This window comes from Neglectibacter sp. X4, from assembly GCF_009917365.1.
Classification (GTDB): domain Bacteria; phylum Bacillota; class Clostridia; order Oscillospirales; family Acutalibacteraceae; genus Acutalibacter.
This window is the reverse complement of the sequence record NZ_QWLE01000022.1, coordinates 1-25,417: the sequence shown is the minus strand read 5'-3', so window position 1 is coordinate 25,417 and position 25,417 is coordinate 1. Positions and strand designations below refer to the sequence as shown.

Annotated in this window: 25 protein-coding genes and 3 pseudogenes; 23 read left to right on the top strand and 5 right to left on the bottom strand. The window is 57.5% G+C overall.

Features of this window, described 5'->3' with window-relative positions; all coding sequences use genetic code 11:
* Positions 1 to 69: 69 nt before the first annotated feature.
* The 3 genes and pseudogenes from D1841_RS09375 to D1841_RS09365 form a co-directional block, all read right to left on the bottom strand.
* Positions 70 to 291 carry a MerR family transcriptional regulator gene (locus D1841_RS09375; RefSeq protein ID WP_347564004.1) on the bottom strand — a complete coding sequence of 74 codons (222 nt, stop codon included), beginning with the start codon at positions 289 to 291 and terminating at the stop codon, positions 70 to 72.
* A complete protein-coding gene (locus tag D1841_RS09370; protein ID WP_237076352.1) occupies positions 284 to 523 on the bottom strand; it encodes a hypothetical protein in 240 nt (79 codons plus the stop codon). The genes D1841_RS09375 and D1841_RS09370 overlap by 8 nt, the downstream gene beginning before the upstream one ends.
* Before the next feature lie 10 nt (positions 524 to 533).
* A pseudogene (locus D1841_RS09365) lies at positions 534 to 683 on the bottom strand (PcfB family protein); the annotation flags it as partial.
* Between D1841_RS09365 and D1841_RS19110 the strand changes: the two are divergent.
* A pseudogene (locus D1841_RS19110) lies at positions 678 to 767 on the top strand (DUF6017 domain-containing protein); the annotation flags it as partial. The pseudogenes D1841_RS09365 and D1841_RS19110 sit on opposite strands and share 6 nt — an antisense overlap.
* 18 nt (positions 768 to 785) lie before the next feature.
* Positions 786 to 998: a DUF5348 domain-containing protein gene (locus D1841_RS09360; RefSeq protein ID WP_160643647.1), complete on the top strand. Its 213-nt coding sequence runs from the start codon at positions 786 to 788 to the stop codon at positions 996 to 998.
* A gap of 108 nt (positions 999 to 1,106) precedes the next feature.
* On the opposite strand, the gene D1841_RS09350 is transcribed toward D1841_RS09360, so the two are convergent.
* Together D1841_RS09350 and D1841_RS09345 are read right to left on the bottom strand one after the other, a co-directional pair.
* The gene (locus tag D1841_RS09350; protein WP_201751313.1) at positions 1,107 to 2,003 is read right to left on the bottom strand and encodes a DUF6017 domain-containing protein; all 897 of its coding nucleotides are present in this window, start codon (positions 2,001 to 2,003) and stop codon (positions 1,107 to 1,109) included.
* Positions 2,004 to 2,230: 227 nt separating this feature from the next.
* The gene (locus D1841_RS09345; protein ID WP_160643645.1) at positions 2,231 to 3,349 is read right to left on the bottom strand and encodes an acyltransferase; all 1,119 of its coding nucleotides are present in this window, start codon (positions 3,347 to 3,349) and stop codon (positions 2,231 to 2,233) included.
* Between the two features lie 526 nt (positions 3,350 to 3,875).
* Between D1841_RS09345 and infC the strand changes: the two genes are divergently transcribed.
* The 21 genes and pseudogenes from infC to D1841_RS09240 all read left to right on the top strand — a co-directional run bounded on the left by infC (position 3,876) and on the right by D1841_RS09240 (position 25,076).
* On the top strand, positions 3,876 to 4,409 hold the full coding sequence (infC, locus tag D1841_RS09340) for a translation initiation factor IF-3 (RefSeq protein WP_160643651.1): 534 nt from the start codon (positions 3,876 to 3,878) through the stop codon (positions 4,407 to 4,409).
* A gap of 52 nt (positions 4,410 to 4,461) precedes the next feature.
* Complete coding sequence (rpmI, locus tag D1841_RS09335; RefSeq protein ID WP_160577371.1) at positions 4,462 to 4,665, top strand: 50S ribosomal protein L35; 204 nt, start codon at positions 4,462 to 4,464, stop codon at positions 4,663 to 4,665.
* A gap of 54 nt (positions 4,666 to 4,719) precedes the next feature.
* Positions 4,720 to 5,073: a 50S ribosomal protein L20 gene (rplT, locus tag D1841_RS09330; protein ID WP_160643643.1), complete on the top strand. Its 354-nt coding sequence runs from the start codon at positions 4,720 to 4,722 to the stop codon at positions 5,071 to 5,073.
* 92 nt (positions 5,074 to 5,165) lie between these two features.
* Positions 5,166 to 6,011 (top strand): RNA methyltransferase, encoded by an 846-nt coding sequence (locus D1841_RS09325; RefSeq protein ID WP_160643641.1) that lies wholly within the window; start codon positions 5,166 to 5,168, stop codon positions 6,009 to 6,011.
* Between the two features lie 2 nt (positions 6,012 to 6,013).
* Positions 6,014 to 7,201, top strand: coding sequence for a DNA-processing protein DprA (locus tag D1841_RS09320; protein ID WP_160643640.1), 1,188 nt, complete (start codon positions 6,014 to 6,016; stop codon positions 7,199 to 7,201).
* A 129-nt stretch (positions 7,202 to 7,330) separates the two neighbouring features.
* Positions 7,331 to 9,418, top strand: coding sequence for a type I DNA topoisomerase (gene topA / locus D1841_RS09315; RefSeq protein WP_160643638.1), 2,088 nt, complete (start codon positions 7,331 to 7,333; stop codon positions 9,416 to 9,418).
* 147 nt (positions 9,419 to 9,565) lie between these two features.
* Positions 9,566 to 10,870, top strand: coding sequence for a methylenetetrahydrofolate--tRNA-(uracil(54)-C(5))-methyltransferase (FADH(2)-oxidizing) TrmFO (trmFO, locus tag D1841_RS09310; protein WP_160643636.1), 1,305 nt, complete (start codon positions 9,566 to 9,568; stop codon positions 10,868 to 10,870).
* Between the two features lie 256 nt (positions 10,871 to 11,126).
* Positions 11,127 to 12,131, top strand: a complete 1,005-nt coding sequence (gene plsX, locus D1841_RS09305; RefSeq protein WP_160643634.1) for a phosphate acyltransferase PlsX — start codon at positions 11,127 to 11,129, stop codon at positions 12,129 to 12,131.
* Between the two features lie 47 nt (positions 12,132 to 12,178).
* A complete protein-coding gene (gene rnc, locus D1841_RS09300; RefSeq protein ID WP_160643632.1) occupies positions 12,179 to 12,859 on the top strand; it encodes a ribonuclease III in 681 nt (226 codons plus the stop codon).
* Positions 12,856 to 13,872, top strand: a complete 1,017-nt coding sequence (locus tag D1841_RS09295) for an elongator complex protein 3 (RefSeq protein ID WP_166554251.1) — start codon at positions 12,856 to 12,858, stop codon at positions 13,870 to 13,872. The genes rnc and D1841_RS09295 overlap by 4 nt, the downstream gene beginning before the upstream one ends.
* A gap of 16 nt (positions 13,873 to 13,888) precedes the next feature.
* Complete coding sequence (gene smc, locus D1841_RS09290) at positions 13,889 to 17,452, top strand: chromosome segregation protein SMC (protein ID WP_160643628.1); 3,564 nt, start codon at positions 13,889 to 13,891, stop codon at positions 17,450 to 17,452.
* 99 nt (positions 17,453 to 17,551) lie between these two features.
* A complete protein-coding gene (locus D1841_RS09285) occupies positions 17,552 to 18,106 on the top strand; it encodes a VanZ family protein (protein WP_160643626.1) in 555 nt (184 codons plus the stop codon).
* A 22-nt stretch (positions 18,107 to 18,128) separates the two neighbouring features.
* Positions 18,129 to 19,031 (top strand): annotated as a pseudogene (gene ftsY / locus D1841_RS09280) (signal recognition particle-docking protein FtsY); the annotation flags it as partial.
* 301 nt (positions 19,032 to 19,332) lie between these two features.
* Positions 19,333 to 19,911 carry an RdgB/HAM1 family non-canonical purine NTP pyrophosphatase gene (gene rdgB / locus D1841_RS09275; RefSeq protein WP_160643624.1) on the top strand — a complete coding sequence of 193 codons (579 nt, stop codon included), beginning with the start codon at positions 19,333 to 19,335 and terminating at the stop codon, positions 19,909 to 19,911.
* 3 nt (positions 19,912 to 19,914) lie between these two features.
* On the top strand, positions 19,915 to 20,211 hold the full coding sequence (locus tag D1841_RS09270; RefSeq protein WP_160643622.1) for a YhbY family RNA-binding protein: 297 nt from the start codon (positions 19,915 to 19,917) through the stop codon (positions 20,209 to 20,211).
* A gap of 8 nt (positions 20,212 to 20,219) precedes the next feature.
* Positions 20,220 to 20,834 carry a nicotinate (nicotinamide) nucleotide adenylyltransferase gene (gene nadD, locus D1841_RS09265; protein ID WP_160643620.1) on the top strand — a complete coding sequence of 205 codons (615 nt, stop codon included), beginning with the start codon at positions 20,220 to 20,222 and terminating at the stop codon, positions 20,832 to 20,834.
* Between the two features lie 155 nt (positions 20,835 to 20,989).
* On the top strand, positions 20,990 to 21,568 hold the full coding sequence (yqeK, locus tag D1841_RS09260; protein ID WP_160643618.1) for a bis(5'-nucleosyl)-tetraphosphatase (symmetrical) YqeK: 579 nt from the start codon (positions 20,990 to 20,992) through the stop codon (positions 21,566 to 21,568).
* A 55-nt stretch (positions 21,569 to 21,623) separates the two neighbouring features.
* Positions 21,624 to 21,977, top strand: a complete 354-nt coding sequence (gene rsfS / locus D1841_RS09255; protein WP_160643616.1) for a ribosome silencing factor — start codon at positions 21,624 to 21,626, stop codon at positions 21,975 to 21,977.
* A 2-nt stretch (positions 21,978 to 21,979) separates the two neighbouring features.
* On the top strand, positions 21,980 to 22,186 hold the full coding sequence (locus D1841_RS09250) for a hypothetical protein (RefSeq protein WP_160643614.1): 207 nt from the start codon (positions 21,980 to 21,982) through the stop codon (positions 22,184 to 22,186).
* A 65-nt stretch (positions 22,187 to 22,251) separates the two neighbouring features.
* Positions 22,252 to 24,663 carry a leucine--tRNA ligase gene (gene leuS, locus D1841_RS09245; protein WP_160643612.1) on the top strand — a complete coding sequence of 804 codons (2,412 nt, stop codon included), beginning with the start codon at positions 22,252 to 22,254 and terminating at the stop codon, positions 24,661 to 24,663.
* A 164-nt stretch (positions 24,664 to 24,827) separates the two neighbouring features.
* Positions 24,828 to 25,076 (top strand): sporulation transcriptional regulator SpoIIID, encoded by a 249-nt coding sequence (locus tag D1841_RS09240; RefSeq protein WP_201751312.1) that lies wholly within the window; start codon positions 24,828 to 24,830, stop codon positions 25,074 to 25,076.
* Positions 25,077 to 25,417 lie beyond the last annotated feature (341 nt).

Below are 25,417 nucleotides of genomic sequence, written 5' to 3'. Positions count from 1 at the left end.
TTTATCGCTGCGGTACACGTCCGTTGTATCGCTATTTGGGCTGCTATTCGTGCTTAACTCATGTAGACACTATTTAAGTAACTCTTTTATTTCTTTTAGAGCAAATCCCACTTCACGAAAAAACAATATTTCCTGCAATCGACTTAAATCATCTTCTGTATATAAGCGATACTTCACATCCGTAAGCATAGTAGGTTTTAGCAAGCCTATTTCGTCATAATAGTGGAGCGTTCGTATTGTTATCCCGGATAATGTGGCGACTTCATGGACAATCATAGGCTTATTATTCATTCCAAAAATCCTCCGCAACTTCCAAAATCTCGCTTGCGGGCAATAAGGTTGCTTCAACAATTATTACATCATATCCATTAGGCGTTGATGCTTTCATTGGGACACTATAACAGTCCCATTTTTTCTTGAAAGGCATCATTAACTCATAACGATAGATGTCATTTTTCTTTTCAATGGACGCATTTGCGATTTTTTGATAAACGCCGTCAGAACGAATATACTTTACTTTCATTTTAATCATCCTGGGGCGGCTGGGTGGTCTTGTCCTTTCGCAAGGTGAAGTCCACGCCGTATTTCTTGGCGCAGGGCTTGAAAGCGGCGATGTTGGCGTCGGTGATCTCAATGTTGGACAGCGCCGCCCCGTGCTGCTTCAACTGCTTTAGGCTCTGCTGGCGGCGCTGTTCAACGCCCCCAGCACTATGGGAAGCTACTACACCGCTCTCGTCGCCCACGATATGGCGGAGGGTAAAATCTAAAACAAGGAGGCCCCGACTATGAAACAGGGCGCATTGATCTTCGACGAGCGGACAGACCGCTACGACATCCGCTTTGACCTGGCCGACTACTACGGCGGCTTGCACTGTGGACAGTGCTTCGACGTGATGGTGGGCGGGCGCTGGAAGCCCATCCGCATTGAGTACGCCGCCGACTGGTATCTGGTGGGCATCCGGGCCGACGATCTGAACGGCCTGCGGGTGCGTATCTGATGCGGATTTACCTGCGGCGGCTGGTGGTTCCACCGTAGCCGCCCTTTTCGACTTCTGGCAAAGGAGGTATGACGCTTGCAGGAGGAAGTCACTCAAAAGACCATCGCGTTATCCATGAAAACCGGGAAGCTGACGGCCCAAGTGCTGCAAATGGCCCTGAAAAAGTTTTTGGAGGCCCAGAAGCACGGCCCCAAGCTCCATCAGGGCCAGCAGGTATTTCTTGATGTTGCGGATTTTCGTGGTGTTCTCCCGCATACAGTCCATGACGAACTCGATATGGCCGCTGTTGAGTTTCAGCAGCTTGGCCTTTACCAGCTCGGCGGGGTAGTCGTCACCGGCCACCCGGATAGTCTTGCGGGCCGTGCAGACGGTTTCCACCAGCAATTCCACGATGCCGTCCAATTCCTCCCGGTCGATCTTGGAGTAGTGCAGGAGGTGGTCGTATTCGATATTCTCCTTGATAAGCTCCCGGTAAATCTCAACGGCGCTCTGTGTAGCCGCTTCCGTTCCTTTCCTTTCCGGCGGCGAAGCCGCAGCAGCCGCCCCAGCGGGAGGGGACGAAAGGGAGGGAAAGGAATGGGTAATTGATGGGTCAGTAATAGCTTGGTCTTTAGTTACTCTATCTTTATTTAATTGCGTTGGATTTTCCGACGTCGGTTTTCCCGTTGTCGGGTTTTCCGACGACGGTTTATCCAACGACGGCGGCAAAGAAACAGGCTGTTCGTGGATGATGTACTCGTTGCTGCTGAATTTGCCGCTTTCGTCCGTGGTCTGGTGGCGCTCGATGTACCCGGCCCGCTCCAATTCGTTGACGGCGGAACGAATAGCGTCCTTGCTCTCCCGGTTGATATAGCACAGGCCGGACAGGGTATAGTCCCAATCTTCCAGGAGTGACAAAATCTGCGACAACAGGCCCTTGGCTTTCAGGGACAGGGACTTGTCCCGCAGGTGGTAGTTGGACATCACCGTGTACCCTTTGTTCCTCTCCACGCGGAATACTGGCATGGTTCTCCGCTCCTTTCGGTGTCTGGACATGAAAAAACGCCGCAGACTTTTCTAAATCTGCGGCGTTGGCCGGGACGCAGAAACGGGCGGTGTCTTGCCGACATCGCCCGTTTTCTGTGCTGTTGTTCACTTGTTTGCGCCGCCCCGTTTTCCGCTGCCCTTAAAAAACATTGATTTTACTGGGGTTTTCCATGTTTTCTTATGGCACCACGGCGAATTGCCTGCGCTTATTTTTTATGCCTTTTCCAAAAGCCCTGCAGGCTGTGCCAGGTGTATATCCAGTTGCAGGAAAGGCTTGCCTCCCGGAAGGGTATGCCAGTGAGGAGATAGCACAAAAAAGGGATGGTGGCGGCGGTTTTCAGCACCAGCCAGCAGGCGGCAAGGTTCAGTGCCGTCATGCAGAGGGCTTCCAAAAGAGTTGCCGGGTAGTGGTTGAAAACGGCGATAAGGAGGTTGTGCATCAGGTAAATGGGCAGGCCCAGGGCCACCAGCGCCCGGCCTTCCCCGCTGGGGGAAAGCTTCCTTTTTACATTCTGCTTGAAGAACAGGAAAAGGCAGGCTGCCAGCGCCACCTCAAAGCCTGCGGACTGGTTCATAAAGGGACCTGTAAGGGAGCCGTTTTGCAGGGTGAGCACATGGGTGCCCCCGGCAATCAGCGCCCAAAGGCTCAGGATGATGGGCACAAGGACGCGGTTGGGAACGCGGCGCTCCAAGCGGCCCAGGTAATACCCCAGCAGGAAGGTGCACAGGTGCCCGTCGAAAATCCGCAGCCGGCTTATCAGCTCCAGGGCGGCAAATTTATCCAGTTCGTCCGGCAGCAGGGCTGTAAGCATGGCCTGGAGGGTTACCAGGCCGATGAGGGCCAGCACATAGCAGTGGCCCTGGCGGCTAAGCCCCTGGAGGGCGCTGTACAGCAGGGGGGAGAGGACGTACAGGGCTATCATCAGGTACATATACCAGAAATGCACGGCAATGGGGGAGGACAGCGCTTCAGCCAGCTTGGAGAAGAAGGCTTGGGGCGTCAGGGCGCCGTTCGCGATGCAGATCCGCAGGGCTGCCAGCATAGTCCACGCAGCAAGGGGCACCACAAGCCGGGGCAGCCGCTTTTTCAGCAGAAGCCCCAAATCCATAGTTTTTTCATTGGAGCACAGGAGATAGCCGGACATCATCAAAAACAGGGGCACAGAGGTGAAGGCAAAGGCTGTGCAGAGATTCAGCAGCTCCCACTGGAGGTCTGCCTCCCCTTGCAGCAGCAGGGCAGAGGTGTGCATGAAAATGACGCCGCACATGGCAAGCAGGCGGAGAAAATCAAAATAATCAATATGCGGCCTGGCTTTTTCCGGCAATCCCAATCCCCTCCAGTATAGGTTTCCCTCCAGTATACCGGATTTCCCGGGGAATTGCAACAGAAAGAAGCGCGGGGGGTGTCCAAAGCGAGGAGTTTATAGAAAGAAATTCATCAATTTGGATAAGTGGTTTTAGGATCAAACCCTTTTTTCAAAAGGGTTTGCAGGGTGTGGGGCGAAAATCGCCAGTGGCGATTGCCATGAGCTGACCGAGCCGGCAGGCGAGAGGAGTCCCATGGTCTTGCGCCGACAGCACAAAATGTGTGTTTTGGACACTCCCTTTGCGAAAATCCCCTTGACAAAAGGCTTTAAAGGGCGTATAATCTCAAAAGGAAAACAAAGAGGCAGGGCGCGATGGCTTTTGCCCACCGGTGCGGTTTTGTCCGCCACAGGTCAATAGGCGCAGGAAGGGTTCGGGCTGTTCAGGCTTGGGTCCGGAGTTTTGCGGGATTGATTTGCGGGCGGATGGATTTCTGCCCGTTTTTTGCGCCTTGGTTTTTTGAGAGGTACTTTGAGGATTAACGTGATGGAGGTGCTACCAATTAGCAACAAGGAACTGCAGATCAATGAACAAATCCGCGACAGGGAGATCCGCCTGGTGGATTCCGACGGCTCCCAGCTAGGGGTTATGCCCCTGCAGAAGGCCAGGGAACTGGCGGAGCAGCGCAACCTGGATCTGGTGAAGATTGCCCCCCAGGCTACGCCCCCGGTGTGTAAAATCATCGACTACGGCAAATTCCGTTTCGAGCAGTCGAAGCGGGAAAAGGAGCAGCGGAAAAACCAGCGCACTGTGGAGATTAAAGAGGTGCGCCTTTCCCTGAACATTGACACCCATGACTTTGAAACCAAGCGGAACCATGCGGTACGCTTCATTGGCGAGGGCAATAAGGTGAAGGCCTCCATCCGCTTCAGAGGCCGGGAAATGGGCCATCCGGAGCTGGGACAGGAGATTATGCGCCGGTTTGCCGAGAGCATGGCGGATGTGGCAAACGTGGAAAAGCCTGCCAAGCTGGAGGGCAGAACCATGCTGATGTTCCTTGCCCCCAAGCCCGTTAAATAATTTTCCCACATTATCTGTCTTTTAGAAGAATCGAATCAAGGAGGACTGCAAAATGCCGAAGCTGAAAACCCATAGCGGCGCGAAAAAGCGCTTCAAGCTTTCCAAAAACGGGAAGGTGATCCGCGGACACGCCTTCACTAGCCACCTTTTCAACGGCCATGGGAAAACCCCCAAGGTCAAGCGCCACGCCAGGGGCACCACGGTTACCGACAAGACCAACGTAGCCGCTGTCAAGCGGATGCTGCCCTATAAATAAGGCGCAGGAACAGGAAATTACGCAACGAGATACTCTGAAAGGAATGAATGATAAATGGCTAGAGTTAAGGGCGCGATGATGACGCGCAAAAGAAGGAAGAAGGTTCTGAAGCTGGCGAAGGGCTATTGGGGTTCCAAGTCCCGCCACTTTAAAATGGCCAAACAGGCCGTTATGAAGTCCGGCAATTACGCATACATTGGCCGCAAGCAGCGCAAGCGCGACTTCCGCCGCCTGTGGATCACCCGCATTTCCGCTGCCTGCCACATGAACGGCATGAACTATTCCACCTTTATGAACGGCCTGAAAAAGGCTGGCGTCACCCTCAACCGCAAGATGCTTTCCGAGATTGCCATTGCCGACGCCGCCGCCTTTACCGCTTTAGTAGAGAAGGCCAAAGCCGCCCTATAAAAAGATAAAACTGCGCCTGAGGCAGCAATGCCTTAGGCGTTTCCGCTTCTTGCGAAGCGGGCAGGACAGCTTGCGCCGGAAAGGGTGACAATGTGAAAACAGGAGAGAAGAAAAGCATAGGATACCCCCTGATTACCAGCCGGAAAAAACCTCTGGTGCGTTCTGCCGCCCTGCTGGGCAGCTCTGCTGCCGCCCGCCGGGAAAGCCGGGCATTCCTCTGCGAGGGCGCCCGGCTCTGCGAGGACGCGGCCCACTCTGGGCTGGCAATTGCCACCTGCTTTTTTACCGCCGGGGCCTGGGAGAAATACGGCCCCTACCTTACGGAGGTGCTGGCAGCCTGCGGGGAGGCGTACCAGGTGGAGGAGCATGTGGCGGCCCTGCTTTCCGGCACGAAAAACTCCCAGGGGGTTTTTTGTGTATGCAAATGGCCGGATACCCTGCAAGAGGGCGTTATTGGCTTTGCCCCGGCCCGCTCCTGCCTGGTGCTGGAGGATTTGCAGGATCCGGGGAACCTGGGCACCATCCTGCGCACTGCCGAGGCCCTGGGCATCGGGCTGGTGTTCCTGCTGGGGGACTGCTGCGATCCCCTGTCCCCCAAAGCCCTGCGGGCTTCTATGGGCGCGGTGTTCCGGGCAGGGCTTATAAGGGAGCCTTCGCCCCAGCGCCTGGCGGAACTGCTTAAAAGGCAGGGATATACCCTCCATGCCGCCGTTCCGGATAATGGCTCCAGGAAAATCACGGAGGTGGATTTCGGGGAAGGCTCCCACGCGGTGTTCATCGGCAACGAGGGGAACGGCCTGCGCCCGGAAACCTGCGGGTTCTGCCATGATGCGGTAACGATCCCCATGGCAGGGAGGGCGGAGTCGCTGAACGCGGCGGCGGCAGCTACCATCCTGCTGTGGGAAATGCGGCGGGGGACAGAAAAGAAGGAGGGGTAGCAATGGACTATCGGGCGTATTGGATTTGGCTGCAGCATGCCTTTGGAGAGGGAAGCCCCCTGCCCTGGCAGCTCAGCAGGCGCTTTCATGGCGGGGCGGCGGAATTCCATGAGGGCGGGCCGCGGCTGTGGAACTCCCTTTCGTTTTTGTCGGATCAGCAGGCTGCCGCCCTTTATGACTTTACGCTGGGAGAGGCGGAAGCCCGCCTGGAATATGCGGAAAAGGTGGGGTGGTTTGTACTAACGCCGGAGTGTGAGAAATATCCCGAGGCCCTCAGGAATATTTCTGACCCTCCCGCGGTACTGTATGGTAAAGGCCGCCTGCCGGAGTTCGGGAAAGGCCCCGCCGTGGCGGTTGCCGGGGCCAGGAAAGCCCTGCAGGAATCGGTTGCGGCTGCCAGGAAGATAGGGTATCAACTGGCCGCCGGAGGCGCTCTGGTGGTAAGCGGCGGCGCGGTGGGCATTGATTCCGCTTCCCTGGCTGGGGCCATGAGCGCCTCGGGCCGGGTGATAAGCGTGCTGCCTGTGGACTTGAACAGCCCTTATCTGGCGAAAAACGCTTCCCTGCGCCAGGAGATACCAAAGCGGGGCGGTGCCCTTTTAAGCGAATATTTTACCCAGCGGAACCCTGCCATGGGCGGCTTCCAGACGCGCAACCGGCTGATAACCGGGCTGTGCGACGGGGTGGTGCTTATCCAGGCCGCCATGAAAAGCGGCACCATTATATATGCAAGGCATGCCGCCGACCAGAACCGGGACGTGTTTGTATACCCAGGCCCTGCCGGGGCAGCGGAGTATGCCGGAAGCCAGGCCCTTCTGCGGGACGGCGCGAAGGCTGTCTCCTGCGGGGAGGACGTGCTGGAGGACTATGCCCTGCGCTTTCCCCTTCCCAGGAAAGAGCCAGCGTGCCTGCCTGATGAATATGAGGGCATTTTTGACGACATCTGCCTGCCGGAAAGGGAAGCCGTCCTGGCAGATTCCGCAGGCAGGGCTGTTTCTATTGGGCCGGGACTGTCCCCGGAGGAAGAGAAGGTTATGTCTGCCCTGCAGGGGCAGCTTCTCACAGCCGCCCAGCTCGGGGCGGACACTGGCATTCCCGCCGGGAGGCTTTTGGGCCTTTTGACGGAGATGGAGCTGGAAGGCCTGGTGGAGTCTGTCTCCGGGAAGCGCTACCGGCGGCTTAGGCGGTAAGCGGCTTTCAAGCTTTGCCGGGGCGGAGGGGCCAGGAGATATATTTCTTATAAAGAATTATAATGAGATGGAAATATTGTAATATGATATGGTTTGCAGGGAGGGCCTGCAAGAAAGGAAGATGGAAACATGTCGAAGCTGGTGATTGTGGAATCGCCTTCCAAGGCGAAAACCATACAGAAATATTTGGGGCCGGACTATGAGGTGATTGCCTCCATGGGCCATGTGCGGGACTTGCCAAAGGCGAGGCTCAGCGTGGACGTGAAGGACAGCTTCAAGCCCAAGTATAGCATTATCAAGGGCAAGGAAAAGCTGGTGAAAGAGCTGAAGGAAGCGGCGGCCAAGTGTGACGGCGTGCTGCTGGCAACTGACCCTGACCGGGAGGGGGAGGCCATCTCCTGGCACCTGGCCTATATCCTGGACTTGGAGGAGGGCGCCCGGGACAGGGTGACCTTTAACGAGATTACAAAAACCGGCGTGGCAGAGGGCATGGCCCATCCCCGGGCCATTGACCTGGACTTGGTGAACGCCCAGCAGGCCAGGCGCATTTTAGACCGCCTGGTGGGCTACACCCTAAGCCCTTTCCTGGCAAAGACCATCCGGCCCAGGCTTTCGGCAGGGCGGGTGCAGTCGGTGGCGGTGCGGATGATTGTAGACCGGGAAGAGGAGATAAAAGCCTTTGTGCCGGAGGAATACTGGAGCATTGACGCAAAGCTCACCGCCCCGCCCAGCAAGGCGGTGTTTGCCGCCGCCTTTTACGGGGACGAAAACGGGGAGATTAAAATCGGCTCCCAGGAGGAGTCGGATAAGCTGTTCGCGGAACTGGAGAAGGAGGATTTCGTGGTAGGCCCGGTGAAGAAGGGCAAGCGGAACCGCCAGCCCGCGCCTCCCTTTATCACCTCCACCTTACAGCAGGAGGCTTCCCGGAAGCTGGGCTTCCAGGCCCGGCGCACCATGAAGGCTGCCCAGGAACTGTATGAAGGCGTGGACGTGGAAGGCCTGGGCACCATGGGCCTTATCACCTATATGCGTACCGACTCCCTGCGCATTTCCGAGGACGCTATCCGGGAGGCGGGGGAGTATATTGAAGGGCGCTGGGGCAAAAAGTATCTGCCTGCGAAGCCCCGGCACTTTAAGTCCCGGGCAAACGCCCAGGATGGCCATGAAGCCATCCGGCCGTCCACCATCTCCCTGACCCCGGAGCAGGCCAAGTCCTCCCTGACCTCTGACCAGTATAAGCTGTATAAGCTTATCTGGGAGCGGTTTATTGCCTGCCAGATGGCAAACTGTGTGCTGAACACCAGCCAGGCCACCATCCTGGCGGGAAAATATATTTTCAAGGCCTCGGGCTTTAACGTCCACTTTGACGGCTTCACCGCCTTATATGAGGAAAGCAAAGACGAGGAAGAAAAGGCAGGGAAGGATCTGCCTCCCTTAGAGGAAGGGCAGAAGCTGAAAATTAAAGATTTAAAGGGGAACCAACACTTCACCCAGCCGCCCCCCCGGTATACGGAAGCTTCCCTGATTAAAACCCTGGAGGAAAACGGCATTGGCAGGCCTTCCACCTATGCGGCCACCATTTCCACCATCACCACCCGGGAGTATGTGGCCCGGGAGGGTAAGGCCTTCAAGCCTACAGAGCTGGGAGAGGTTATCACCAAGCTGATGAAAGAGCGCTTCCCCAAAATCGTCAACGTGCGCTTTACCGCCCAGGTGGAGGATGAGCTGGACGCGGTGCAGCGGGGGGACGAGGCCTGGGTGCAGACCTTGCAGCGGTTTTACGATGACTTTGATAAAACCGTCCAAAAGGCCAAGAAGGAAATGGACGGGGTGAAAATCAAGCTGAAAGAGGACGAGACCGGGGAAGTCTGTGAAAAATGCGGCAAGCCCATGGTGATAAAATACGGGCGGTACGGGCGGTTTATGGCCTGCTCCGGATATCCCGAGTGCAAGAACGTGAAGAAGATCGTCAATGAGACTGGCGCTGCCTGCCCCAAGTGCGGCGGGAAGATTATAGAGCGCAAGTCTAAAAAAGGCCGGGTGTTCTATGGATGCAGCGAGTATCCCAAGTGCGACTTTGTCTCTTGGGATCCGCCCTCCAAGGAAAACTGCCCTGTGTGCGGCAAGGTGCTGCTGCAGAAAAAAACCAAGGATAAGCGGCTGTACTGTGTTACAGAGGGCTGTACCTTTGAGGGCAAGCTGCCTGCGGAAGAATAAAGCCTTTGCGTATGCAGCCCTGTCCCTGGCTTGCAGATGGGTTTTAGGGTCACCCCCTTTTTCAAAAGGGGTTGTGGGGGTCTTAGGGGCAAAGCCCCTAAGCCGCCGGAAGCAGGAGGCATGAGACAGTCTGGGAAGGAGGCGCGCATGGAAGAAATCAAGGTGCTGGGGGCGGGCCTGGCAGGCTGCGAGGCCGCCTGGCAGATAGCCCAGCGGGGCGGGAAGGTTGTCCTGTATGAGATGAAGCCGGAGAAGTTTTCTCCGGCCCACCAAAGCCCGGGGTTTGCAGAGCTTATCTGCTCCAACTCCTTAAAGGCCGCAAGGCTGGACAGCGCCGCAGGGCTTCTGAAGGAGGAAATGCGGCGGCTGGGTTCCCTGCTGGTGGACTGCGCGGAAAAGTGCCGGGTGCCTGCCGGAGGTGCTTTGGCTGTGGACAGGGGGATGTTTTCCCGGCTGGCTACAGAGGCCATAGAAGGACATCCCAACATTACAGTGCGGCGGGAAGAAGTGCCCGCCATACCGGAAGGGCCTGTGGTGACAGCAACCGGGCCTTTAACCTCCGGCGCCCTTGCAGGGGAGATTGAAAAGCTGTGCGGCGGCGCCCTCAGCTTTTTTGACGCTGCCGCGCCTATTGTGGCAGCGGAAAGCCTTGACATGGGCAAGTGCTTTGCAGCCTCCCGGTATGACAAAGAGGAGGGGGATTACCTTAACTGCCCCATGAACAAAGAGGAATATGAGCGCTTTGTGGAGGCTTTGCTGGGGGCGGAGCGCGCCCCGGTACACAGCTTTGACGCAAGGGATCCCAAGGTATATGAGGGCTGTATGCCTGTGGAGGTGCTGGCAGGCCGGGGCCGGGACGCTTTGCGCTTTGGCCCCATGAAGCCGGTGGGCCTGCGGGATCCCCGCACCGGGCACAGGCCCTGGGCGGTGGTGCAGCTCCGCACAGAAAACCGGGAGAACAGCCTGTACAACCTGGTGGGCTTCCAGACCAATTTGAAATTTGGAGAGCAGAAGCGGGTTTTTGGTATGATTCCCGGCCTGGAGCAGGCGGAATTTGCCCGCTTCGGGGTAATGCACCGCAACACCTTCCTTCATTCCCCCGGGCTTTTGGCGGCGGATTTTTCCATGCTGGAAAGGCCGGAACTGTTTTTTGCCGGGCAGATAACCGGGGTGGAAGGATATATGGAGTCTGCCGCGTCGGGAATTCTGGCGGGGATAAACATCTTGCGGCGGCTGCGGGGACAGGAAACCCTGGTGCTGCCGGAAACCACCATGATGGGGGCCTTGAGCCGGTATATTTCCGGATATGAGGGGAAAGACTTCCAGCCCATGGGGGCAAATTTCGGGGTGCTGCCGCCCCTTTCGGAAAAAATCCGGGACAAGCGCCAGCGGTATATGGCCCTGGCAGAACGGGCGCTGGCTTCTGTGGATTGGGAAAGCGCCAGGGCTTAGGGCTTGTTTGAAAATAGAGGAAGTGCCGGAATTTTTGTTCCAAAGGGAGCGGTTTCAAGGCGAAGAACCGCAAACGCATACATGCGTTTAGAAAGGCTGAACATTCCGTTTATGGAATGTTTTCGCCTTTCGAGGATTTCCAACACAGAGAAATGCCCGTTTGGGGCAAAAAGACGGTGTTTATGATTTTTCAAACAAGCCCTAATGGAAAGCAGGGCGGAGTTTTATTGTTTTTCAGGGCAAAGGAGGCTGGGTCATGAAAATTATTGTAGATGGGTTCGGCGGGGACAACGCCCCCGGGGAAATCCTGCTGGGCTGTGCGCAGGCCATGGAGGAACTGGGAGTAGACATCCTGCTTGTCGGTGACAAGGACAGGCTGGAGGCCGCAGGGAAAGAGCTGGGCATAGGGGACAAGCTTGCCAAAATGGAAATCCTGCCTGCCGGGCAGATGCTTTCTATGGAGGACGAGCCTACCAGCGTGATAAAGGATAAGGCCGACAGCTCCATGGCTGTGGGCCTGCGGGCCTTGGCAGAGGGCAAGGGGGACGCTTTTGCCAGCGCTGGGAACAGCGGCGCCCTGGTGGTGGGAGCCACCACCCTGGTGAAGCGTATACATGGTGTAAAGCGGGTTACCTTTGCACCCATTCTGCCCAAGGCCGGAGGCTTCTTTATGCTCACCGATGGCGGTGCCAACGTGGACTGCCGCCCGGAAATGCTGGTGCAGTTTGGGTTGATGGGTTCTGTCTACATGGAAAAGGTAATGGGGATACGCAACCCCCGGGTGGGGCTGTGCAATGTAGGCAATGAAGCCCACAAGGGAGATGATCTGCGCAAGCAGGCCCACGCGCTTTTTCAGGAGTGTAAAGGCATTAACTTTACTGGAAACGTGGAGGGCCGGGAGCTGCCTTATGACGGCTGCGATGTAGCGGTTACAGACGGCTTTACAGGCAACATGATGCTGAAGCTTTATGAAGGCGTGGCCCTGGCCTTGATGGATCAGATAAAAGGGGTGCTGACCAGCGGCCTGAAGAACAAGCTGGCGGCGGCAATGGTGTATAGCGACATGAAAAAGCTGAAGAAGCACATGGATTATAACGAATATGGCGGCGCGCCTATTATGGGGGCGAAAAAGCCTGTGTTGAAAATCCATGGCAGCGCCAAGGCCGCCACAGTGAAAAACGCTTTGCGGCTGACCCGGGACTACACCCGGTCTGGCATCATTGCGGACATTGCCGAAGCGGTTGGGAAGAAGCAGGAATAATGTAAAGCGTTTTAGCTTTACAGACTTTGAGAAAGGGACGTGGCTCCATGAGATCTCTGGAAGAATACGAAAAGCTGATTGGGTACAGGTTCCGGGACAGGAAGCTGCTGGAAACCGCCCTGACCCACTCCTCCTATGCCAACGAGCACAAGTGCAAAAGCTATGAGCGGCTGGAATTTTTGGGGGATTCAGTGCTGGGCTTTGTGACGGCGGAATACCTTTACGGTCATTTTCCCAGCCTGCCCGAGGGCCAGCTCACCAAAAACCGGGCGGCGCTGGTGTGCGAGCGCTCCCTGTGCGGGTTCTCCCGGGCGCTGGAGGCGGGAAGCTTTTTACGGCTAAGCCATGGAGAGCGCCACTCTGGCGGGCAGGACAGGCCCAGCATTCTGGCAGACGTGTTCGAGTCCACCATTGCCGCCATCTATCTGGACAGCGGCGACCTGGAGCGGGCCAAGTCTTTCATTCTGCGGTTCATCATTCCTGCCGCCAAGGCCCAGAACGCAAAGCCTTTTAAGGATTACAAGACCACCTTGCAGGAGATTATCCAGCAAAATCCGGAGGAAAAACTGGAATACCGGGTGACCGGGGAAAGCGGGCCGGATCATGACAAGCACTTTGCGGTGGAGGTGCGCCTGAACAGCAACGTAATCGGCAAGGGGGGCGGGCGCAGTAAGAAGGAAGCAGAGCAGCAGGCTGCCCGGGAAGCATTGGAGCTGATGGGCTATTGAGCAGGGGAAAGCACTTTAATGTGGCGATTTTCGTGCCCCATGTGGGGTGCCCCCGCCAGTGCAGCTTTTGCAACCAGCACACCATTACAGGGGGTGCTGGCCAGCCTGCGCCGGAGGATGTAAAGGAATCTGCCTACACAGCGTTCCGCTCTTTAGGGGACAGGGTCAGGCAGGCAGAAATCGCCTTCTTTGGGGGCAGTTTTACTGCCATTGACAGGGCGTATATGGAAAGCCTTTTACAGGCGGCCCAGAAGTGTGTGAAGCTATATGGCTTTACAGGAATTCGCGTCTCTACCCGTCCTGACGCTGTGGAAATGCCGGTACTCCGCCTTTTGCAGGCATATGGAGTGACGGCTGTGGAACTGGGCGCCCAGTCTATGGATGACAGGGTGCTGGCCCTGAACAGCCGGGGCCACACTGCCGCCCAGACGCTGGAAGGAGCCAAGCGTGTAAAGGGAATGGGCTTTTCATTTGGCCTGCAAATGATGACAGGCCTTTACGGCGATACAGACCAAACGACTTTGGAAACAGCCGACAAGCTAATTGCTTTACAGCCAGATACCATCCGGATTTACCCCACAGTCGTACTGCCTGGCACAGGGCTGGAGGATTTGTACAGGCAGGGTGCCTACAGGCCCCAAACCCTGGAGGAGGCTGTGGCCCTCTGTGCCCGGCTGCTGCCAAGATTTGAGGAGGCAGGGGTGCGGGTTATCCGCATGGGGCTGCACGCAGAGCAGGAGGTGGAGGCCCAGGCCATAGCCGGGCCGTACCACCCGGCTTTCCGGCAGCTAGTGGAAAGCCGGATCTTTTTGCAGCGGGTGGAGCGGGAACTGTCAAAGAGGGGGCCGGGGGCTTATGAAGTATCTGTAAAGCCCAATTGCTTGTCAACGGCGCAGGGCCAGCGGAAGGAAAACCTGGACAGGCTTTTGCAGGCAGGCTTCCGGGTGCGGCTCCTGCAGGACGAAGACGTGCCGGAAAAAGGTTTTGTTATAAAACAGGAACGGAATTTGTGAAAAAGGATGGAAACGGATGATTTTAAAGTCTTTGGAATTGCAGGGGTTCAAGACATTCCCCGACAAGACCACGCTGCAGTTTGAACCGGGCATCACTTCTGTGGTGGGGCCTAACGGCAGCGGCAAGAGCAATATCAGCGACGCCATGCGGTGGGTGCTGGGGGAGCAGTCTGTGCGCACCCTGCGCTGCTCCAAAATGGAGGACGTGATTTTTGGCGGCACGCCCCAGCGCCGCGCCCAGGGCTTTGCGGAAGTCACCCTGACCATTGACAACAGCGACCGGGGCCTGCCCTTTGACAACGACACCGTAGCCATCACCCGGCGGTATTACCGCAGCGGGGAAAGCGAATACTTATTAAATAAAAGCACTGTGCGCCTGAAAGATGTCAACGAGCTTTTAATGGACACGGGCCTGGGCCGGGACGGCTATTCCATTATCGGCCAGGGCAAAATTGACAGCATTGTGGCGGCCCGTTCTGAGGACAGGCGGGAGATTTTTGAGGAGGCCGCTGGCATTTCCCGTTACCGCTACCGCAAGGAGGAATCGGAGCGGCGGCTGCAAAAGGCGGAGGACAACCTGGTGCGCCTGCGGGATATCCTTGCAGAGCTGGAGAGCCGGGTGGAGCCGCTGCGCATCCAGGCGGAAAAGGCGGAACAGTTTATCGCCTTTGACGGGGAGAAAAAGGGGCTGGAAATCGGCATCTGGCTGGAAACCCTGGAGCGATCCGCCAAAGCCCTGCGGGAGCAGGAAGGCCGCATGGGCGAAGCCCGGGCCCAGCACCAGGAGCTGGAAGAAACGCTGGAAGCCCTGAGCGCCCGGGGGGAGGAAAACCTCCGGGAGACAAACCACTGCACCGGGCAGATGGATCAGCTTCGGGGAGAGGCCGGGGAACTGGAGGAGCAGGCTGTGCGGGCCGAGGGGGAAATCGGCCTTTTGGAAAATGACATTGCCCACAACAGCCAGGACATGGAACGGCTGGAGGGGGAGATTCTGGAGACACAGCGCTCGTCAGAGGAAACCGGGCGGGAAATAGTGGAAAAACAGCGGGAGGCCGGGGAAAAGGAGCGGCAGATCCAGGAAAGCCATGACAAGCTGTTGTCCTTTACAGAGCGTCTGGAAAAGCTGCGCCAGGGGGCGGACGAGGCCACCCGGAAGCTGGAACAGGCGGCGGTGGAGCTGGCCCAGGTGAACGCTGGCCTTTCCGAGGAGCGGATACGCCTAAGCTCCGCCCAGTCCTCCATGGCGGAAATCCGGCTGCGCCAGGGCGCTGTGGAGGACAGCGTGGGGCAGGCAAAAGAGCGGGAGCAGGCTGTGAAGGCTGAAAAGGAAGAACTGAACCAGATGCTGGAGGACACCCAAAAAAGCCTTGCCGCCCAGGAAAACAGCGTAAAGGGCTATGAAATGCGGCTGGAGTCCCGGCAAAAGCGCCTGCAGGCCGCAAGGGAGGAAATGGACAGGCTTACCCTGGACGCAAACGAACAGTTGCGCCGGGCGCGGCTTTTAGAGGATTTGGAGCGAAACCTGGAGGGCTTTGCCCAAAGCGTGAAAGCTGTGATGAAGGAAGCGGGCCGGGGGCTGCTTTCCGGGATATGCGGCCCGGTGACAAAGCTTTTAAATGTGCCCCGGGAATATGCCGTAGCCCTGGAAACCGCCCTGGGCGGCGCCATGCAGAACATTGTGGTGGAGACGGAAGGAGACGCAAAGCGCGCCATTTCCTTTTTAAAGCAGCGGGATTTGGGCCGGGCCACTTTCCTGCCTTTAACCACCATCAAAGGCAGGGTGGCGGACACAAGGGAAATGGAGCACATGCCAGGCTTTGTAGGGGTGGCCTCCCGGCTGTGCCGATGCGAGGAGAGGTTTTCCGGCGTGCGGGATTCCCTTTTAGGCCGGGTGGCTGTGGCGGAGGATTTGGACAGCGCCGTGGCCATTGCCAAGGCCACTGGCTACCGCATCCGGGTGGTGAGCCTGGACGGGCAGGTGGTAAACGCCGGCGGTTCCCTCACAGGGGGATCCCGCGCCAAAAACTCCGGGCTTTTAAGCCGCACGGCAGAGATTGGGCGCATTAAGGAAAAGGCCGGGGTTTTGCAGCAGCAGGCCCAGGCAGCGGCCCAGGCTCATAAAGAACGCCAGCAGGAGCTTTCCGCCTGCGAAGCCCAGCTAAGCGCCGCCAGAGGGGAGCAGCAGGCCCTGCAGGAGGAAAAAATCCGCATTGCCGCCGAGTGCGGCCGGGTGGAAAAAGAGCTTCTCGCCCTTTCCGCAGAGTTGGCAGGGCTGGAGCGGGAACAGAAGGATGCCGGGGGCCGTTTGGCGGAACTGGAGAAAACAGGGCTTGCCTGCCGGGAGAACATCCAAAAGCTGGAGGGGCAGGCAAAAGCCTGGGAGCAGGAAAGCCAGCGCCTTGCCGGAAGCCGGGAGGAGCAGAACGCCCGGTGCGGGGAGATTGCAGAAACCATACAGGCCCTGCGGTTAAGCGAGTTTTCCGCCCAGAAGGACAGGGAATCCCTGCTGGAGGCAGTGAGGCAGCTGCGGGCCAGGCAGGAAAATTCCGGGGAGCTGGCGGAAAAGCTCCGGGGGCAGATAGAGGAGCTGGCGGGAAAAAACAAAGAGCTTGGCAGTCAGATAGAGGGGCAGAAAGCCCGCATTGAGGAACTGCGCGCCAAAGCCGCCGCCCGCCGGAAGGACATGGAGGAGACAGCCCGCCGCCGCACAGAGCTGGAGCAAGAGGCTGTCCGCCTGCGCATGGAGGAGCGGGAAACCACCACCGCCCGGGAAAATGTGGGCCGGGAACTGGCCCGCCTGCAGGAACGGGCTGACAACCTCCAAAAAGAATACGACGGCATTATTTCCCGGCTGTGGGAGGAGTATGAGCTGACCCGGCGGGAAGCAGAGGAAATCGGCATTAAAATTGAAGATCTGCAGGCGGCCCAGCGCCGGCTGCAGGAGCTGAAAAATAAGATTAAGGCCCTGGGCGCTGTGAATGTGGCGGCAGTGGTGGAATATCAGGAAGTGTCGGAGCGGTATGAATTTTTAAGCGCCCAGGTGGCGGACGTGGAGAAGTCGAAACAGGAGCTTTTGGATTTGATACTGGATTTAACCCAGCATATGCGCCAGCAGTTCACCGAGCGGTTTGCCCAGATAAACCAGAATTTCGGCGCCATCTTCCGGGAGCTTTTCGGCGGGGGCGCGGCAGAGCTTTCCTTCACAGACGAGACAGACGTGCTGAAAAGCGGCATTGAGATTAAGGTGCAGCCCCCCGGGAAGATTGTCAGCCATATAGAGGCCCTTTCCGGTGGGGAAAAGGCCCTGGTGGCCATTTCCATTTACTTTGCCATTATGCGCGTGAACCCCCCGCCCTTCTGCGTGCTGGACGAGATAGAGGCCGCCCTGGACGATGTGAACGTGAGCCGCTATGCCCAATACCTGCGGCGCATGAGCGGGCGCAGCCAATTTATCACCATCACCCACCGCCGGGGCACCATGGAAGGATCGGACATGCTTTACGGCGTGACCATGCAGGATCAGGGCGTCTCCAAGCTTTTAGCCCTTAAAACCGAGGAGGCCGCCGAGTTCAGCGCGTAGCCTCAGGCGGGCAGGGAAACTTTTTTAAGGAAAAAGTTTCCCTGCACCCTTCAAAAACCTTTATGTTTGCCAGATTGCCACATATGGGAGGGAAAACCTTTGGATATACGGATAAAACGAAAAAAACGGCTGATAAACATTCTGCTTTACAGTGTGGCTGTATTTTACATCCTGCTCCTCCTTTTAATTCTGTTCCGGCAGCGCCATGCTGTGCGGTCAGTTAATCTGATTCCCCTGCGGGGCATCACCGCGTTTTTGACAGGGAAAGATTTGGTCACCGGCAGCATGGAAAATGCCTGGTTTATAAGAGGGTTCGCGCTGAGCAACATATTGGGGAACATCGTCATTTTTGTGCCGCTGGGCGTGTATCTTACATTGTTTCATAAGGACAAGGCAGTGTGGAAAAATACCCTGTGGGTCGTTTTGGCAAGCGTGGCGGCGGAGGCTGCCCAGTTTGCTTTTAAAATGGGCATAGGGGATATTGACGATGTGATCCTGAACGGGCTGGGAGGCTTATTAGGCGTGCTGCTGTGCAGGGGCATATACCGGGTGTGCAAAAACGAGGATTTTAAGGCGCGCTGCGTGGTAGCCGTTATGGCGCCTTTGGTGGGGATGCTCTGCTTTGGGATTTTGCTCATTATGAACTATACATAACATAACAGAGGAAGGTGAAAGCATGGGATTTTTTGACAAGATACGGGACGGCCTGAAAAAGACCAGGGACAACATCAGCGGGCAGATTACCCAGATGGTGAATTCCTTCACGAAAATTGACGAGGAGCTTTTTGAGGAGCTGGAGGAGCTTCTGGTTATGGGGGACGTAGGCGTGGAAACCGCCGGCTTTCTCACCGAGCGCCTGCGGGAGCGGGTGAAGCAGAAGGGGCTTACCGATCCCGCCCTGATTCTGGGAGAGCTGCAGGAGGAAGTGGCCCAGCTTCTGATGGGGGATGACGCCCTGCACACCTCCACAAAGCCTTCCGTTATCCTGGTGATTGGGGTAAACGGCGTGGGGAAAACCACCACCATCGGCAAGCTTGCCAGCCGCCTGAAGCAGGAGGGGAAATCTGTTATCCTGGGCGCGGCAGACACCTTCCGGGCCGCTGCCATTGAACAACTGGAGGTGTGGGCGCAGCGGGCCGGCGTGCCCATCATCAAGCACGCCGAAGGGGCCGACCCTGCCGCTGTGGTGTTCGACACCATTGCCGCCGCCAAGGCCCGGGGATGCGACGTGGTGATTTGCGACACAGCGGGGCGGCTGCACAACAAAAAAAACCTGATGGACGAGCTGTCGAAAATCCGCCGGGTCATTGACCGGGAGCTGCCTGACTGCGACAAGGAAACCCTGTTGGTGCTGGACGCCGCCACCGGGCAGAACGCGGTACACCAAGCCCGGGAGTTCCAAAGCGCGGCAGGCATTACGGGCATTGTGCTGACAAAGCTGGACGGCACCCCCAAGGGCGGCGTGGTGCTGCCCATCAAGCGGGAGCTGGGGCTTTCTGTGAAGTTTATCGGCGTGGGGGAGCAGGTGGACGACCTGCAGCCCTTTGACGCCGGGGCCTTTGCGGCAGCGCTCTTTGACACGCAGGGCCGCGCCCCTGTGCAGGTGGATTTATCCCAGGGGGAGCCGGAGGAAGCCGGGGAATGGGCAGAGGAAACGCCTGCGGAGGAAGAACCTGCCGGGGAGCCTGCGGCCCAGGAACCAGAGGGGGCAGAAGAGGAGCCGGGACAGGAACAGGCAGCAGAAGCGGCTCCCCTTGTATGGGATCTGCCTCCCATGGAAGAAGGCGGGCAAGAACCGGAGCAGGAACCGGAGGAAAAGAAAAAACGCCGGTTCTGGCCTTTCGGGCGGAACTGACCACAATAAAGGAGAGGCTGGGAATATGAAATTTGTTATCGCCACCCACAATAAAGGCAAGCTGGTAGAATTTAAGCGCCTGCTGGAGCCTATGGGCATTGAAGCTGTGACCATGGATATCACCGAACCGGAGGAGACAGGCGCCACCTTTGAGGAAAACGCCTATATCAAGGCCCAGGCCGCCTGCAGGGAAACAGGCCTGCCCGCTGTGGCAGATGATTCCGGCCTGTGCGTGGACTATCTGGACGGCGCGCCGGGCATCTATTCGGCGCGGTTCGCGGAGCCGGGCAAGCGCCGCCTGACTGTGCTGGAAAAGCTTCAGGGCGTGCCCAAGGGGCAGCGGGGGGCGCACTTTGTCAGCGCTGTGTGCTGTGTGTTCCCCAATGGCGACCGCATAGACGCCATTGGCAAATGCTTTGGGGAGATTGCCACAGAGTCCCGGGGGGAAAACGGCTTCGGGTACGATTCCATCTTCCTCCAGGGGGACTTGACTTTTGGGGAAATCAGCAGCGAGGAAAAGGACGAACGCAGCCATAGAGGCCACGCCTTCGCGGATTTTGAGCAGAAGCTGCGGGCCTATCTCCAGGAAAAAGAGGGGGAATAAATTTTGCTTACAAGCAAGCAGCGGGCGTATCTGCGCTCTTTAGCGGTAAAGGAAGACACCATTTTAATGGTGGGCAAAGGGGGCCTGAGCGGGGAGATTGCCGCCCAGGCGGACAGCGCCCTGGAAAAGCGGGAGCTGATAAAGGGCCGGGTGCTGCCGGAGAGCTGCCCGGTGTCCTCCCGGGAAGCGGCAGAGGCCCTGGCCCGGGAAACGGGAAGCGAAGTGGTGCAGGTGATAGGATCCAAATTCGTGCTGTACCGCAGGAAAAAGAAGGACGCGAAAATCGTCCTGCCCCGGTAGGCGCCTTTATGAGGACAGGCGTTTACGGCGGCACCTTCAACCCCATCCACTGGGGGCATGTCCGGCTGCTGGAGGAATTTATCAGGCGGCTCTCCTTAGACAGGGTACTGCTGATCCCCACAGGCCTGCCCCCCCACAAGCAGGTGCATGCCCTGGCAAGCGCCCAGCAGCGGCTGGATATGTGCCGGCTGGCAGTGGAGCAGGTGCGGGGCGCGCCCATAGAGCTGTGTGAAATTGAGCTGTTCAGGCCAGGGAAAAGCTATACGGCAGACACCCTGGAGGAGCTGCACAGGCTTTACCCTGGGGAGGAGTTTTACCTTTTGATGGGGGAGGACATGTTCCTGACGGTGGATAGCTGGTACCGCCCGGAAACCATTATGGCCCTGGCAGTTTTGTGCTGTACCCCCCGCAGCTCCAGCGGCATGGAAAAGCTTCGGGAAAAGGAAGCGCGGCTTCAGCGGGACTTCTCCGCCCGGTGCTGCCTGGAGGACATCCCCTATTTTCCCGCCTCCTCCACCCAGGTGCGGGAGCTGGCAGCCCGGGGGCAGAACCTGGAGGCCCTGGTGCCCCCGGCGGTGGCGGCGTATATCGCGGAAAACGGGCTGTACAGGGAGTGCCTGTAGGGACGCGGGAGAAAGCCTTTGGGCCGCCGCAGGCATCCGGGCCGCCCCGGCGGCCCGGACCGCGCTTTGCGCGGCGCCGGTTTTTTTAAAACCCGGCGGCCTGCGGCGGAAGCGCTGGGCGCGATGGAGCCAGAAAAAAGAAGGAGTGCAGGTTTATGACCTATGAGGAATATGAGCAGGAAGCAAAGAGGCGCCTGACAGAAAAACGCTTTGCCCATAGCCAGTGCGTGGCGGCGTGCGGGGCGGCGCTGGCGGAGAAATACGGGGCAGACCCGGAGAAGGCGCGGCTGGCCGGGATACTCCACGATATTATGAAGGACACGGGCGAAGAAGAACAGTTGAAAATCATGGAGCAATTTGGTATAATGCTTTCACAGGCCCAGCGCCATAACCCCAAGCTGTGGCACGCCCTCAGCGGCGCGGCCTACGTGGAATACGTGCTGGGGGTGGGCGACAGGGAAGTGGTGGAGGCCATTGCCTGCCACACCGGAGGAAAGTCCGGCATGGGGCTTCTGGACAAGGTGCTCTTTGTGGCGGACTACATCTCTGCCGACCGGGATTATCCCGGGGTGGAACGCATGCGGGAGCTGGCAAAGTCCAGCCTGGAGGAAGCTATGGTGGAGGGCATTGCTTTTACCGTGGCGGAAAAGACAGGGGAAAGGCAGACGCTGGATCCCCAGTCCATCTGCGCGTATAACGAGGCGCTGTGGGCGCTGGAGGACGGGCCTGCCTAACATGCTTTCCCGCCCTTGCGGGCGCCGGAGAAAAGAACGAAAGGGAAGTGACAATATGGAACCGTATGAACTGGCAAAGCAGGCGGCAAGGCTTTTAGACAGCAAAAAAGCCGAGCGCGTTAACATGATAAAAATTGACGATATTTCCAGCCTGGCAGACTATTTCCTCCTTGCCACAGGCATCAGCAGCACCCACGTGCGCGCCCTGGCGGACGAGGTGGAAGAGTATCTGAAGGAAAAGGGCAAGGCCCCAGCCCGGGTGGAGGGCTACCGTTCCAACTCCTGGATACTGCTGGACTACTCCGAGGTGGTCATGCACATCTTCACCCAGGAGGCCCGGGACTTCTATGACCTGGACAGGCTGTGGGCCGACGGGGAGAAGGTGGACTGGCAGGGCAAGGAGGGCTGACAATGAACCAGGGAACGCCTAAAACCCGGAAACGCGGCATGGGATTTATCTCTGCCCTGACTTTGATCTTTATTGTGCTGAAACTGACCGGGTATATATCCTGGCCCTGGATGTGGGTATTAAGCCCCGTGTGGGTTTCAATTTCCCTTATTGCTGTGGCTTTCGCCGCCATCCTGGTGGTCGGGAGAATCGCCAAGGGCAAATGGTAACGGAAAGTAACGCCTAATTTTAGCCGCGAAAGGCCCCTTGGCCCTGCGGGAAAGGATGATGGAAAATGAAGTATGAGCACAAGGCCATAGAGCCTAAATGGCAGGAAAAATGGGAGGAAGCCGGGGTGTTCCACGCGGAAGGGGCGGAGAGCAAAAAGCCCAAATATTTCGCGCTTATTGAGTTCCCCTATCCCTCCGGGCAGGGGCTGCACGTGGGCCATCCCCGGCCCTACACCGCCCTGGACGTGGTGGCGAGAAAGCGCCGGATGCAGGGCTATAACGTGCTGTACCCTATCGGCTGGGATGCCTTCGGCCTGCCGGCGGAAAACTATGCCATTAAAAACCATGTCCACCCCGAGGGCATCACCCGGGACAACATCCAGCGGTTTTCCCGGCAGATACAGTCTTTAGGCATTTCCTTTGACTGGAGCCGGGAAATCAGCACCATCGACCCGGACTATTACAAGTGGACTCAGTGGATTTTCCTCCAGCTTTACAAAAAGGGACTTGCCTATAAAAAGGAAATGAACGTCAACTGGTGTACAAGCTGCAAGTGCGTTTTAGCAAACGAGGAAGTGGTGAACGGCGTGTGCGAGCGCTGCGGCAGCGAGGTGGTACACAAGGTGAAAAGCCAGTGGATGCTGAAAATCACCGAGTATGCCCAGCGGCTCATTGACGATCTGGATTTGGTGGATTATCCGGACAGGGTGAAGGCCCAGCAGAAAAACTGGATAGGCCGCTCCACCGGCGCGGAGGTGGATTTTGATACCTCTGCCGGGGACAAGCTGACTGTGTACACCACCCGGCCCGACACCCTCTATGGGGCCACGTATATGGTTATCTCCCCGGAGCACCCCTACATTGAGAAGTGGGCGGACAAGCTGTCCAATATAGCGGAGGTGCGGGAATATCAGGCCCAGGCTGCCCGGAAGTCCGACTTTGAGCGCACGGAAATGGCAAAGGACAAAACCGGCGTGAAGCTTCAGGGCGTTACCGCGGTAAACCCTGTGACAGGCGGGGAAATCCCCATCTTCATTTCCGATTACGTGCTGGTAAGCTATGGCACAGGCGCCATCATGGCGGTGCCTGCCCATGACGACCGCGACTGGGATTTCGCGAAAAAATTCGGCCTGCCCATTATCGAAGTGGTGCAGGGAGGCAATGTGCAGGAGACCGCCTTTACCGACTGCGAGACAGGGGTTATGGTCAACTCCGGCATACTGGACGGCCTGACTGTGGAAGAAGCCAAAAAGAAAATCACGGCTTATCTGGAGGAAAAGGGCATTGGCCACGCCAAGGTGAACTTCAAGCTGCGTGACTGGGTGTTCTCCCGCCAGCGGTACTGGGGAGAGCCTATCCCCATGGTATACTGCGAGAAGTGCGGCTGGGTGCCCTTAGACGAAAGCGAGCTGCCCCTGCGCCTGCCGGAGGTGGAAAGCTATGAGCCTACAGATACAGGGGAATCCCCCCTTGCCAAAATGACGGACTGGGTAAGCACAGCCTGCCCCCGCTGCGGTGGCCCTGCCCAGCGGGAGACAGACACCATGCCTCAGTGGGCTGGTTCCTCCTGGTATTTCCTGCGGTATATGGATCCCCATAACCCAGACGCCCTGGCAAGCAAAGAAGCCCTGGAGTATTGGTCGCCTGTGGACTGGTACAACGGGGGCATGGAGCACACCACCCTGCACCTGCTGTACAGCCGTTTCTGGCACAAATTCCTCTATGACATCGGCGTGGTTCCCACCCCGGAACCCTATGCCAAACGCACCAGCCATGGCATGATTTTAGGGGAGAACGGGGAAAAAATGAGCAAGTCCCGGGGGAATGTGGTGAACCCGGACGACATTGTAAACGAATACGGCGCGGATACCCTGCGGCTGTATGAGATGTTTATCGGCGACTTTGAAAAGTCTGCCCCCTGGAGCAACAACGGCATTAAGGGCTGCCGCCGCCTGGTGGAGCGGTATTGGAATTTGCAGAACATCCTCTGCGGGGAAACAGGCATCCGCCCCGAACTGGAGGGGGCTTTCCACCGCACCATGAAGAAGGTCAGCGAGGATACGGAGGTGCTGAAGTTTAACACCGCCATTGCCGCCCTGATGGCTTTGATGAACGATATCACCGCCCAGGGAAGCATCACCAAAGAGGAACTGCGCGTTTTTACCATCCTGCTGAACCCCTTTGCCCCCCATGTCACAGAAGAGGTGTGGGAGGCGTCCTCGCTGGGGCAGGGCCTTGTGGCCCAGCAGCCCTGGCCTGCCTATGACGAGGAGAAGTGCAAAGAGGATACCCTTGAGATTGTGGTGCAGATAAAGGGCAAGGTGCGCGCAAGGCTCAACGTGCCCGCGAGCATCAGCCAGGAGGAAGCGCTGGCCCTTGCCAAGGCCGAGCCGAAAATCGCGGAGGAAATCGGCGGCAAGGCCATTGTAAAGGAAATATATGTGCCCGGAAAGCTTGTGAACCTGGTGGTCAGGTAAGCTGGGCAGAAAAAAAGCAGCGGCGTGAAAACCGCTGCTTTTTTATATGCCTTAACAGCGGCCCTGCGGCGCTTTTTGCCGCATACTCGCCCTGCCCCGCGCATAGATATAGAACACCGAAAAGAGGGGTGCCCAATTGGATCCCCAAAAAGAGGTGTCCAATCATGAACGTACTTGACGAACGCGCAACCAAGTTAGGGGAATTCATTGTGGAAAACAAGGCCACCGTCCGACGGGCGGCAAAGCAGTTTGGGGTCAGCAAAAGCACGGTACATAAAGACGTATCCCAGCGCCTGCAATACATTGACCGGGGCCTTTATCGGGACGTGAAAAATGTGCTGGCAGTCAACAAGGCGCAAAGGCATATACGGGGCGGCATGGCCACGAAGAAAAAATACGAGTCGCTGAAATAATGGGGCTTGAAGGATATAGTATAGCGCAATTCAAATAAGGCGGCCGCCTGCTTGAAAACCGGCAAGCACTGGTTTTCAAATGCGTTTGCTATACCGAGGGCCTGAGCGGCTAAGCCCCTTTGCCGGTTTTGAAGCGTTATGGCTGCAGCCTGCCGCGAAGCCCTGCCGTCCGTATCTGGCGGCAGGGCTTTCCTTTGCTTTCTAGGGCGTGTTCACATACTCATCTTATGTGAACACGCCCTAGAAGAAATTATGAAGCCTTCCGGCGCTCCGGCGATTGACGGAAGCAGGCGCTTTACGGTATAATAACCGTAAAGCGGTTATTATACTTGATTTAAATT